This is a genomic window from Mahella sp. (assembly GCF_020054945.1).
GTDB lineage: Bacteria > Bacillota > Clostridia > Mahellales > Mahellaceae > Mahella.
The window spans coordinates 1-10,500 of the sequence record NZ_JAIHAU010000053.1 but is presented as its reverse complement, the minus strand read 5'-3'; the positions used below and the strand labels follow the sequence as shown (position 1 = coordinate 10,500).

15 protein-coding genes and 2 tRNA genes are annotated in these 10,500 nt (G+C 43.4%); 9 read left to right on the top strand and 8 right to left on the bottom strand.

All coding sequences use genetic code 11. From position 1 onward, the window contains the following. Positions 1-357 (bottom strand): DNA gyrase subunit A (locus JG770_RS09470; protein ID WP_291958233.1); only part of this gene is annotated, 357 nt, incomplete at its 3' end. A gap of 143 nt (positions 358-500) precedes the next feature. Here JG770_RS09470 and JG770_RS09465 point away from each other — a divergent pair. Both JG770_RS09465 and JG770_RS09460 read left to right on the top strand, forming a co-directional pair. Beyond that, positions 501-577 (top strand) — tRNA-Arg (locus JG770_RS09465). A 124-nt stretch (positions 578-701) separates the two neighbouring features. Continuing rightward, positions 702-777 (top strand) — tRNA-Thr (locus JG770_RS09460). Positions 778-957: 180 nt separating this feature from the next. Here the strand turns inward: JG770_RS09460 and JG770_RS09455 are convergent. The 4 genes from JG770_RS09455 to JG770_RS09440 form a co-directional block, all read right to left on the bottom strand. Continuing rightward, positions 958-1,473, bottom strand: a complete 516-nt coding sequence (locus JG770_RS09455; RefSeq protein ID WP_291958231.1) for an ECF transporter S component — start codon at positions 1,471-1,473, stop codon at positions 958-960. After that, positions 1,460-1,915, bottom strand: a complete 456-nt coding sequence (gene tsaA, locus JG770_RS09450; RefSeq protein WP_363320993.1) for a tRNA (N6-threonylcarbamoyladenosine(37)-N6)-methyltransferase TrmO — start codon at positions 1,913-1,915, stop codon at positions 1,460-1,462. Before tsaA ends, JG770_RS09455 begins: the two co-directional genes overlap by 14 nt. A gap of 34 nt (positions 1,916-1,949) precedes the next feature. Next, complete coding sequence (locus JG770_RS09445; RefSeq protein WP_291958228.1) at positions 1,950-2,474, bottom strand: FmdE family protein; 525 nt, start codon at positions 2,472-2,474, stop codon at positions 1,950-1,952. Between the two features lie 104 nt (positions 2,475-2,578). Then, positions 2,579-3,061 carry a DUF134 domain-containing protein gene (locus JG770_RS09440; RefSeq protein ID WP_291958226.1) on the bottom strand — a complete coding sequence of 161 codons (483 nt, stop codon included), beginning with the start codon at positions 3,059-3,061 and terminating at the stop codon, positions 2,579-2,581. A 171-nt stretch (positions 3,062-3,232) separates the two neighbouring features. Between JG770_RS09440 and JG770_RS09435 the strand changes: the two genes are divergently transcribed. The 4 genes from JG770_RS09435 to JG770_RS09420 are packed head-to-tail and all read left to right on the top strand — an operon-like array spanning position 3,233 to position 5,854. Beyond that, positions 3,233-3,943 (top strand): NifB/NifX family molybdenum-iron cluster-binding protein, encoded by a 711-nt coding sequence (locus JG770_RS09435; RefSeq protein WP_291958223.1) that lies wholly within the window; start codon positions 3,233-3,235, stop codon positions 3,941-3,943. 7 nt (positions 3,944-3,950) lie between these two features. After that, positions 3,951-4,136: a 4Fe-4S binding protein gene (locus tag JG770_RS09430; RefSeq protein ID WP_363320994.1), complete on the top strand. Its 186-nt coding sequence runs from the start codon at positions 3,951-3,953 to the stop codon at positions 4,134-4,136. A gap of 15 nt (positions 4,137-4,151) precedes the next feature. Beyond that, complete coding sequence (locus JG770_RS09425) at positions 4,152-4,994, top strand: ATP-binding protein (RefSeq protein ID WP_291958218.1); 843 nt, start codon at positions 4,152-4,154, stop codon at positions 4,992-4,994. After that, entirely contained in the window at positions 4,994-5,854 is an 861-nt protein-coding gene (locus JG770_RS09420) for an ATP-binding protein (protein WP_291958216.1), read from the top strand. The genes JG770_RS09425 and JG770_RS09420 overlap by 1 nt, the downstream gene beginning before the upstream one ends. Positions 5,855-5,914: 60 nt before the next feature. On the opposite strand, the gene JG770_RS09415 is transcribed toward JG770_RS09420, so the two are convergent. Continuing rightward, positions 5,915-6,250 carry a DUF5320 domain-containing protein gene (locus tag JG770_RS09415; protein WP_291958214.1) on the bottom strand — a complete coding sequence of 112 codons (336 nt, stop codon included), beginning with the start codon at positions 6,248-6,250 and terminating at the stop codon, positions 5,915-5,917. Between the two features lie 825 nt (positions 6,251-7,075). Between JG770_RS09415 and JG770_RS09410 the strand changes: the two genes are divergently transcribed. The 3 genes from JG770_RS09410 to JG770_RS09400 all read left to right on the top strand — a co-directional run bounded on the left by JG770_RS09410 (position 7,076) and on the right by JG770_RS09400 (position 8,610). Beyond that, positions 7,076-7,396: a BMC domain-containing protein gene (locus JG770_RS09410; protein WP_291958213.1), complete on the top strand. Its 321-nt coding sequence runs from the start codon at positions 7,076-7,078 to the stop codon at positions 7,394-7,396. A 43-nt stretch (positions 7,397-7,439) separates the two neighbouring features. Beyond that, on the top strand, positions 7,440-8,231 hold the full coding sequence (locus tag JG770_RS09405; protein WP_291958210.1) for an Mrp/NBP35 family ATP-binding protein: 792 nt from the start codon (positions 7,440-7,442) through the stop codon (positions 8,229-8,231). Positions 8,232-8,307: 76 nt separating this feature from the next. After that, positions 8,308-8,610, top strand: coding sequence for an arsenic metallochaperone ArsD family protein (locus JG770_RS09400; RefSeq protein WP_291958208.1), 303 nt, complete (start codon positions 8,308-8,310; stop codon positions 8,608-8,610). Here JG770_RS09400 and scfB read toward each other — a convergent pair. Both scfB and JG770_RS09390 read right to left on the bottom strand, forming a co-directional pair. Next, positions 8,607-9,962, bottom strand: coding sequence for a thioether cross-link-forming SCIFF peptide maturase (gene scfB, locus JG770_RS09395; RefSeq protein ID WP_291958206.1), 1,356 nt, complete (start codon positions 9,960-9,962; stop codon positions 8,607-8,609). The two genes, JG770_RS09400 and scfB, sit on opposite strands and share 4 nt — an antisense overlap. A 16-nt stretch (positions 9,963-9,978) precedes the next feature. Beyond that, the coding region (locus JG770_RS09390) for an MBL fold metallo-hydrolase (protein ID WP_291958203.1) at positions 9,979-10,500 on the bottom strand (522 nt) is incomplete at its 5' end.

The following is a 10,500-nucleotide window of genomic DNA, read 5'->3' as shown; positions in this document are numbered from 1 at the left end:
CGCCGGAGGATCATTGTCTATTGATCCGAAATTACCATGCCCGTCTACCAATGGATATCTCATGCTGAAATCCTGTGCCATACGCACCATGCTGTCGTACACCGCAGCCTCGCCGTGCGGATGATATTTTCCGAGCACGTCACCGACTATCCTGGCCGATTTTCTATACGATTTTTCAGCTGCCAAGCCTAACTCGTTCATAGCATAAAGTATGCGGCGATGTACTGGTTTTAAGCCATCACGTACATCAGGCAGTGCTCTGCCCACTATGACGCTCATGGCATAATCTATGTATGAATGTTTCATCTCTTCTTCGAGATTTACTTCTATAACTTTTGTTTGTTCCTCTTCAGGCATTTATATTCCTCCATATGTTTGTATGCTCTCTTATATATTATATCATATTTTCGCATAAAAAACGGCGAACTTTGATCATTTGAATGACTAAATTTCACTCTTGACGAAAGCATAAAGATGGTCTATACTAGATGATGTGATGAGCGCCTGTAGCCCAATTGGATAGAGCGCTTGGCTACGGACTAAGAGGCTGGGGGTTCGAATCCCTCCAGGCGCACCATTAGATATTTTCATATTATAGCGCGCGCGGGAAAACCGCGGACGCCGCATTATTTGATTCTGGGAATAAAAGCGCAGCCCAAAAGGCATCGTGCACAACAAGGAAATCAAAATAAGTCTGGTAAGCTGGCATAGCTCAATCGGCAGAGCAGCTGATTTGTAATCAGCAGGTTAAGGGTTCGAGTCCCTTCGCCAGCTCCAATATTTTAGCGGCTTGCAGGGCTTGGGATATTCTCCCAAACCCTTTTTTGTATGCGAAATTCTATAACGCCACTAGTTATATGCTTGTTCCACAAATGGTTCTAGTGTTCTTTTGCAATCGCTATTTTCTACTATTAAAAGATGAAGGCTTTTTAACGCTGCGTATATGAATTGAACAGGTTATTGTAGATAGGCAGTATTTTTTAAAACAGCCTTTATAGCAGCTTCAATAGCTAATGCCGCAAAACCCCCTATCAAAGCATTTATAAGCTGCGGAAGTTGCATAGCCTGAGCTATCGGCTGAGGTACAGATACTACGAAGCGTACAGCTGACGACAGTATAAGGAATTTTACTATTGAACCGGCGGCGATACCGATAACAGAACCCCACCGCTTACCCATAAATTGTCGGCCCAACCAAAACAGTAACACCATAACGCCATTGCCTATCATTATAAACGGTATCATAGGCGCCAGGGGAGGCGCCAATATGCCCCTTAAAAAGGCTATCCAAGGCGTCAGCAGGCCTATAATTATACCGCTTATTGCGCCCACAAAGGCCCCTGATAGAAATAGCATAGCGTTAACAAGCGGGCCGGTTACAGGCTGGGGTAATCCTATCATTTGAACCACTAAAGTTATAGCTAAAAGCACCGCTGATAGCGTTATCCATCTTATGCGCTTATGCATATCCATGATTCCCTCCTTTAGAATCTTGCCATCCGATCCGCGCTGAGGGTATACAGTCAAGCGAACTGGAATAGGCTTTGATGTCAAGAAGCAAGCTGCCATCCAGCGCGTCCAAACCTCTCACAGTCAGTTTATTTCCGTCGACCGAAACAAGGTCAACGATGCACAGCGCGATAGGGTTTGGGCGATTCGGAGAGCGGCTGGAAAACACGCCGATTTGCTCGGTACTAAATGGTGTAGTGCTTTGCAACACGTTCCTGTCCGACCTGTCCCCCCAGTACATTACAAACAGGTTAGTCAAGGTTTCCACGCCTTTCAGCCCGGGCACATATTCATCAAATAATTCGATGACCGCAAGATTATCTGAAAGCCTTCCTTGACGAGGTGCGTCTTTTTTATCTTTATACCGGCTATGAATTATACCGATCGGTTTCAGTTCTATATTCACATACAAACCTCCTCTTTTTCAGGCTTTATCATGGCTACCATCCTCTCGAATAATCCCGAAAGCAATCCAGACAGACCTTTTTTCCGTCTTGTAGGCGTATCTTGTGTTCCGGCGCTTCTTCGCCGCATATTTCGCATACGACGGTAGAGAAAAGCCTGGCTTTCTCCGGCACCCCATATCGCGGTTTGCCAAAAGAGAATACCTCATCAATCGGCGCGTTCAGGATAAATGCTTGCCTTTGAGTGCGATCCATATTCCCTGCGTTTGGCTTTGCAATCACACGCAAACTTTCCCCCGTCTTTCGATTATAGAAATTGAAAGCCATCTTGCCGGTCCCATGATAAAGCAAATTACCCTTTCCAAGCGTGCAGCCGGTAATCACCTGTATGGCATCCACGCCGCAAGCATCGTTTTCCGTCACGCATACAATTTCTTCGTCGGCAGAAAACTCCAATCCTAATTTTTCTATTGCTGCTTCACAAGCTCGAAAACCGATAGCTAATCCCGGACATTGGTGTCCATGAAACGCTACGCATTTTTCCCAAAGTTGTTGATCCATTGTACCCCTTTCTCTGATAAAAAACAAAGACCGACTAAGCATGGTCTCATATAGCTTAGATCCGTTGTCTTATCCTGCATCATAAATAAATTTTCTCCGCTGACTTAAGATGGTTCTCCATCATGACCATGGCCTCTACGCTTGCATGACCGATTTGGCATTCCTTCTCCGCCATCGGAATCGACCCTGTATATTGTTTTCTGATGGCATTGCGGGCATACCATGTCACACCCGCGTCCGGTACCATACGGTTCTTCAAATTCATAACCGCATGAGGCACAGCGGAAATGCCTTTTTGTTACCTGGTAATTGCCGCCCTCTATACGTATAGCCTTTCCGTCAATCAAAGCCTCGGCGATCTTCTGATGAGCGGTAACCAGTATCCGCTGAAATGTAGGACGCGAGATCTGCATGCGCTGTGCGCACTCTTTTTGTTCCAGCCCTTCCAAATCCTTAAGCCTTATAGCTTCAAATTCCTCTATACTTAAAACGACTTCCTCCAGCTGCCTCATGGGTATTCCCATCGGTTTAAAAAGCGAGATATATGGTAGATCTTCTACAAATCTGGTCTTTGGCGGTCTCGGCATTCCATCCACTCCTGTCGTTATAATCTATATAGAATCTATATAGATTATAACCTTTTTTATATCTTGTATCAAATACTATATTTCACAATATTATTGACATATGACCATAATATGATTATACTTACTATTAGAGCATATGCTCACTATAAAAATAAACGGAGGTATGTTAATGTGAAAATAGCAGTTACAGCCACAGGGCGGACACCGTCCGTACCGATAGATAGCAGGTTTGGCAGAAGTCCGTTTTTCATCATATACGATATAGATAAGGATTCTTGGGAATGCATCGAAAACGATAGCACTGCTTCTGCAAGCGGAGCCGGTATATCTACCGCCCAAATGCTGGCGGCAAAAGGCGTGAATGCCGTTATAACAGGTAACGTAGGGCCAAATGCCATACAAGCACTTCAAGCTGCCGGCATCGATGTATACGCTGCAGCTAGCGGCAGTGTGGAGCAGGTCGTTGAAATGTATAAGCGTGGCGTATTGGAAAAAATCTCAACAGCTACCGTAAGCTCAAAGCATGACATCCATCCGGTTGCCGGAAAAACCGCCAGAATAGCCATAGCCACAGAGGGCGATTATGTATCTCAACATTTTGGCCACTGCTCAACATATACGCTGGTCGATATAGACAACGGCCATGTAAAAAATAAAACCATCATTATGAACCCCGGGCACGAACCGGGATTTCTACCGCATTATCTGGCAAAGGAATCTATAAATTATATCATCGCCGGCGGTATGGGTACACAAGCCCAAGCTATTTTTAATCAGCTCGGCATAAAGCCTATACTTGGCGTAACCGGCACGATAGACGAGGTAATAGAAGCATTTGTAAATGATAAACTCCAAGACGGAGAAAGCCTTTGCGATCACTAAAGAAAGGATGAAAAAAATGATAGCAATTGTAGACAAAGTTCGGTGCAGCGGTTGCGGCGATTGTATGATGGTATGCCCCGTAGATGCTATAACGATGGCGCTTGGCAAAGCTGAGGTGGACCCCGATGAATGTATAGGTTGCGGCGCATGTGTTGATGAATGTCGTCGCGGAGCCATAAGCATGCGCGATTGAAAGGTTGAAAAATAAATGATAGTTGCTATAGCCAGCGGTAAAGGCGGTACCGGTAAAACCACCATAGCTGTAAATATGGCGTTATCCCTGCGTAAGCATAAAACGGTTCAGTTGCTGGACTGCGATGTGGAAGAGCCGAATGCCGCCATTTTCCTCAATCCGAAATTTGATGCTGAGGAAGAAATATCTATCCCCATACCATCAGTGGATAACGAGTTGTGCAATCTATGCGGGCGCTGTGCTGAGGTATGCTTTTTCCACGCCATAGCGGTTTTGGGCAATCATGTTTTGACTTTCCCAGAATTATGCCATGGATGCGGCGGATGTACGCTTTTTTGTCCTACCGGCGCTATAACGGAAAAACCGGAAACTATCGGTACAATAGCAACCGGATACGCGCAGGATATTTCCTTTATACAAGGACGGCTTAAACCTTCCAGCACAGCCACAGCCACGCTCATAAAAGAGGTAAGACGAAGGGCGGCTGATTTAGATGCCGTTCTTATAGATGCCCCTCCCGGCACATCATGCCCGGTTGTGGCATCGGTAAACAAGGCTGATTTTTGTTTGTTGGTGACAGAACCGACCCCTTTTGGCCTAAATGACCTGATGCTGGCCGTGGATATGGTAAGAACGTTGAACATTCCTTTAGGCGTTATAATAAATCGGTCGGATGAAAACGACGACATAATAAAGGAATATTGCGGTAAAAATGATATACCCATACTTATGAGCATACCCTTTCAGCGCCAGTATGCGGCCTATTATGCCCAAGGTATTCCATTGGTGGAGGCCGACCCGGAATGGGAGCAGGCATTTCAAAACTTATGGGACGATATTGAACGGAGGTCGAGATAATGAAAGAGATCCTGATAATAAGCGGCAAAGGTGGTACTGGTAAAACATCGGTCACCAGTTCCATAGCTGCCCTATGTGAAAATAAGATAATGGCGGACGCTGATGTGGATGCCGCTGATCTTTATCTCGTGCTCCAGCCTTCAATAATAGAAACTCACGAATTCTATGGTTCGAAAAAAGCGATTATAGATAGTGAGAAATGCACACATTGTCGTCTTTGTATACAGACATGCCGTTTTGACGCCATAAACAATTTCCAAGTCGACCCTGTATTATGCGAGGGATGCGGCGTATGTTACCATATATGCCCGCGTAATGCCGTAAGCATGAAAGACAATTTGTCAGGACATTGGTATATATCCGATACCCCATATGGAACTTTGGTACATGCCAAACTAGGCACAGCAGAAGAGAATTCCGGCAAGTTGGTAGCCGAGGTGCTGCGCTCAGCAAAAGAAATGGCAGAACAGCAGGAAGCCCCCTATATTATAATCGACGGACCGCCTGGTATAGGTTGTCCGGTAATATCAGCATTATCTGATGCGGATATGGTATTGATAGTTACAGAACCAACCGCATCAAGTCTGCACGATTTACAGCGTTTATTGGAATTAATAGCTAACTTTAAAGTTGATGTATCGGTATGCATAAATAAATACGATTTATCTGAGGAGCAAAGCCGAAATATAGAATACTTCTGTTATGATCAAGGTATCCCGGTCATCGGCAAAATTCCTTTTGATAAGAACGTTATAAATGCCATAGCTCATGGTATTCCACCAGTAAAATATGGCGGACCGGCAGCTTTGGCTATCAAAGATATATGGGAAATAATGAAGAATAAAATAGATAGCGAATAGATGAAAGATGCCGTACGCTTGAACAAGCGTACGGCATCTTTCATCTGCATAGCAAAGAAGCTATTCTTCCTGATCCTTATCCTTTTTTAACTGGTCCAAACGCTTTTGTACCGCTTTAATCTGCTCTTGCATAAGCTCGAGTTGCTCTGTCAGCGCCTCTTCTTCGTTCGTATCATAAGCCGTATTATAAAGCGGTGCTGCATACGGTGCCGCATATCCTCCGCGCGCCCAAAACGGCAAACCAGTAGCGTAATACATGCGCCTATATCCACGACCTCTGCCGTAGAACCCTACCGGATTCATATATCCAGGCACGGCATAACCGGCACAATATCCTGCCGCTCTGCCCGTCCTAGGCCCCAATCCGGCCGGCCCGGTTCCATCTCCTCTAGGCATGTTAGCTCACCTCCTTCCAATATTATCTTCTTATCTCACGTTCTATGTCCATTATCATTATAACCAAGTTATGAGCATATGTCAATAACTTTTTAAAAAATTTTTATGGCTATACATTTCCCACTATCGGGCATGTTCGGGACTTTCATCCGTTAGACTGTGCCCATACCGGGCACACTAACAAAAGCTCCTTTCTGGTTTATGTTGCTAATCGCCACCAGAAAGGAGCTTTTGTTATTCAGCCATACATATATCAACTTTTCTAAGAATCTCTTATCATAGCTGCTCCACACTTAGGGCATTTCATAGACATACAAGGAACTCCTACCGTATGAATAATTTTTTCCCCGCATTTTGGGCAAACACAATACCCCGCAGGACCTGCGCTTGTTGTTCCGCGTTGGCCTCCTAACCCCGCTCTTCTTCCTGCAATTGGACCTTGCCCCATAGGGCCGGTTCCATCTTTTCCAGGCATAATCATGTCTCCTTTCTGAAATTATAAGCCGATAGCTTTACTTGGGCATTCCGCTATGCACACACCACATTAGACGCACTCGCTGCTTACAATCGCTTTACCGTTTTCAAGCTTGATTGCCACAATAGTTATTGTCTTATGTTCATAATCATCATAACTCCATTATGGTTATATGTCAATGAGCATCTTAAAAATATTTCTTTCTATAGATTATAATCCTCCCTTGCTTCGGCACTGAAATCTTTTTGGCAATAATATTGACGTATGCTCATAATTGTACTAGAATATTGTTGTAGGCATAAGCCCATAATTGCATTATTGATGACTAAGGAGCTATTAAAGACACAAATATGTTAAATATAAAAATAATTAATAATCCTTCCAAAAGCACTATTCGCCTTTTATTGCGAAAAATAAGCGACAAACAAGTAAAGGAATATTTAAACGATGGGCCCGTAAATTCAGTGGGATTAATACAAGGACAACTGGCGGAAATCATCGCCGCGGCCGATATCGCAGAGAAATCCTCTGATGTCCAAATCGCTGAAATAGCTGGTTCCTGCCCGCAGCATATTACGATGATTGGAGTTTTCGGGGAAACGTCCTCCGTCGAGGAGTCTATAAAAGTCGTCCAAAACTGGTCGGAAAACACTACAAAGAACAAAAAATAAGGATAAGTTGATAGTTTTTGAATATTCAGGAGGTAGAAAATTGATGTCAGAAAAAAATTCTAAAAGCTTTCTAGAAAAAACGAATGAGCTAAACTCGATCAAGAAAGTAATAGGAGTCGTTAGCGGCAAGGGTGGCGTTGGGAAATCCCTCGTCACCGCCATGCTGTCTATTTTGATGAGTAGAAAAGGCTACAGCACAGGCATTTTGGATGCGGATATCACAGGACCATCCATCCCTAAAATGTTCGGTATTGCTAGAAAAGCGCAGGCAAGCGAAATGGGAATTTTCCCAGAAAAAACGCGCAATGATATCCGTATCATGTCCATCAATTTACTACTTGAGCAGGCAGATGCGCCGGTTATTTGGAGAGGTCCTTTGCTTGCGAGCGCCGTTAAGCAATTCTGGACAGATGTAATATGGGGAGACTTAGACTTCCTGTTTATCGATATGCCACCCGGAACAGGAGATATACCCCTTACTATATTTCAGTCAATTCCTTTGAACGGGGTTGTGATTGTGACTTCACCTCAGGAGCTTGTTTCCATGATCGTGAAAAAGGCGTATAACATGGCAAAACAGATGAATATTCCTGTTTTGGGGGTTGTGGAAAATATGAGTTATGTGAAATGCCCGGATTGCGGCAAAGAAATCAAGCTGTTCGGTGAAAGCAATCTAACAGAAACCGCAAAAGAGTTGGGCATTGATGTCCTCGGCAGAGTACCGATCGATCCCATCATGGCACAGCTTGCCGATAAGGGTGAATTTGAAAGATTCAACAATGATTATTTAAAAGACGCGGCTGATAAAATTGAAACTATGTTTTTTAAAAAATAGAGTGATCGTTTGAACAAGTAAATCAGAATAGGCAATTGTCTACCGCTGTGGAAAGCCTTGAGGTTGTGATCATTTTATGGAAACTAAAAAGGATGATTTTGAAATTATTGTATACGAAAATAATGGTGAAGCTGCCGACAATATGGGTCTACGCAGTTTTAACAAGCTATGTAAAATACTTGGGTCTAAAAATATTTGCATAAAGAGATATTCTTTTGTGAAAGATCGGGAACAGTTTAGACAAAACAATGACCTGTGGCATCTGATATGCTGCGCAGGCATTGATATACTGCCAGCTACTTATGTTAACGGCAAAATAGAAAAAATTGAAGAATACCCTACAAAAAAAGAAATATACAGGTGGATATCTGATGTTTAGACATCAGCTTCCAATGCCTGTATCATGATAGCGCATTCAATCCTCTTTTTTTGCAGAGCACAGGCGAGTTCATTAGGTTCTGAAATAATGCCGTTTGAAAAATATGCGTTTGCATGGCATCCTCCGGAGCAAAACAGCTTAGCCCAGCAATTCCTGCACTTTTGCTTTGTAAATATATTGTTTCCCTTGAATTTATCGCTCATATCCTTATTGCTGATGCCGTCAAACACATTCCCTAGAATAAATTCATCCTGCCCTACAAACTGGTGGCATGGATATAAATCCCCATCTGGCGATACTGCCAGGTATTCATATCCGGCCCCGCAAGCAGTTATCCTTTTAAATAAACAAGGCCCGTCATAGAGGTTGATATCGAAATGATAGAAGCGGAACTGGCGGTCGGCAGCCCGTCTCTCTACATATTGGAGCGCCAGGTTTTCGTATTCTTTTAATAGCTCTGGTATATCGGATTCTTGAAAATATAAATCCCCTCCCGAGCCCACCACCGGTTCGACGGATATCTCTTTAAATCCCATATCAGCAAGATGCATGACATCTTTTGAAAAATCCTTATTCCTTGCCGTAAATGTACCTCGAATAAAGTAGCTTTTCCCGTTTCGCCCAGCAACAAGCTCTTTGGCTGACGTCATAATCCTATCATAGCTTCCCCGGCCTATCCGATCGTAGCGAACTGCATCATGTACCTCTTTACGACCGTCGATGCTTATCACAACATTATCCATATTTTCGTTGATAAAGTCGATCTTTTCCTTATCCAGCATGGTACCGTTCGTCGTAATTGTAAAATAGAAACGTTTCCCCGTTGCCCCTTCGATCTGCCTGCCGTAGGCAACAGTTTCTTTTACCACATTGAAATTCATCAGTGGTTCACCACCAAAAAAATCAATCTCTATATTATGCCTGCCTCCCGAATTCTGAACGAGGTAATCCACGGCTTTTAACGCAACGTCCCTGCTCATGAGCTTGCGTCCGCTATTATAATCCCCGCTTGACGCAAAGCAGTATTCACACCGTAAATTACAATCATGAGATACATGCAGACAAAGTGCTTTCAAGCTGGTATCCATTTGTTTTGAGGCCGCGGCCTTTTCTAACTTCTCCTCCGAGCAAAAAAGCATGTCATTATCAGCCAATGCTTTGATTTCATTATAAGCTTCATCAATTTCATCTATAGTATATTTTTCTTTAAGTTTTTTCCGTACATCTGCCAACGATGGCATCTCATGCATATCTTCGAGCATATGATAGGTTATATCATCGAGCACATGAACATTTCCGCTGTTCCCATCTATCGCAATATTATAACCGTTAAGCGAATAAGTATGAACCATTTTTTCTATCTCCTTATTAAATTTCCAAAGAATCTCCCGCACATAACGGAAGGCATCTGCTTCCTAAAAACCGCTTCATTTCTGAAATGGCAAAAATACCTGTACAATGAAGGGGCACGACTTTGTGTATATCCAAATCGATCATATGCTGAATGGTCATTTGCAAGCGCGATGGGCTTGCACTGTCCAAGTGCATTCCAGCCACCAATGTATCAATTTTCCTGCCTGGGAATTGCTTTAAAGCGTAATTCAAACAGTTTACAACACCGGGATGACTGCACCCGAGAAATATATACAGCCCTCTCTCAGTATCAAAAATAAGCATTTGCTCATCTTTCATCATATCAACAGCCTTATCCGTCTTATCCCCGGTATAAAAACCTTCAGGCATCCCTTCAAAGGCTACGGTATTCGGTATCTCTCCGCAGAGAGTAATATTAGGAGCTATCGTTGTATTTTTCTTTGTAAGTACAAGACTACTTTTAATATCATCATAATCGTCGGGTGACCACGGAATACCGACCTCATAGAATTCCTT

Bases quoted from the DNA above. Each gene is read 5' to 3' on its own strand.
- JG770_RS09455 (WP_291958231.1), bottom strand. From the start codon at position 1,473: ATGGATATGCATAAGCGCATAAGATGGATAACGCTATCAGCGGTGCTT.
- JG770_RS09445 (WP_291958228.1), bottom strand. From the start codon at position 2,474: ATGGATCAACAACTTTGGGAAAAATGCGTAGCGTTTCATGGACACCAA.
- JG770_RS09440 (WP_291958226.1), bottom strand. From the start codon at position 3,061: ATGCCGAGACCGCCAAAGACCAGATTTGTAGAAGATCTACCATATATC.
- JG770_RS09430 (WP_363320994.1), top strand. From the start codon at position 3,951: ATGAAAAAAATGATAGCAATTGTAGACAAAGTTCGGTGCAGCGGTTGC.
- JG770_RS09425 (WP_291958218.1), top strand. From the start codon at position 4,152: ATGATAGTTGCTATAGCCAGCGGTAAAGGCGGTACCGGTAAAACCACC.
- JG770_RS09420 (WP_291958216.1), top strand. From the start codon at position 4,994: ATGAAAGAGATCCTGATAATAAGCGGCAAAGGTGGTACTGGTAAAACA.
- JG770_RS09415 (WP_291958214.1), bottom strand. From the start codon at position 6,250: ATGCCTAGAGGAGATGGAACCGGGCCGGCCGGATTGGGGCCTAGGACG.
- JG770_RS09410 (WP_291958213.1), top strand. From the start codon at position 7,076: ATGTTAAATATAAAAATAATTAATAATCCTTCCAAAAGCACTATTCGC.
- JG770_RS09405 (WP_291958210.1), top strand. From the start codon at position 7,440: ATGTCAGAAAAAAATTCTAAAAGCTTTCTAGAAAAAACGAATGAGCTA.
- JG770_RS09400 (WP_291958208.1), top strand. From the start codon at position 8,308: ATGGAAACTAAAAAGGATGATTTTGAAATTATTGTATACGAAAATAAT.
- scfB (WP_291958206.1), bottom strand. From the start codon at position 9,962: ATGGTTCATACTTATTCGCTTAACGGTTATAATATTGCGATAGATGGG.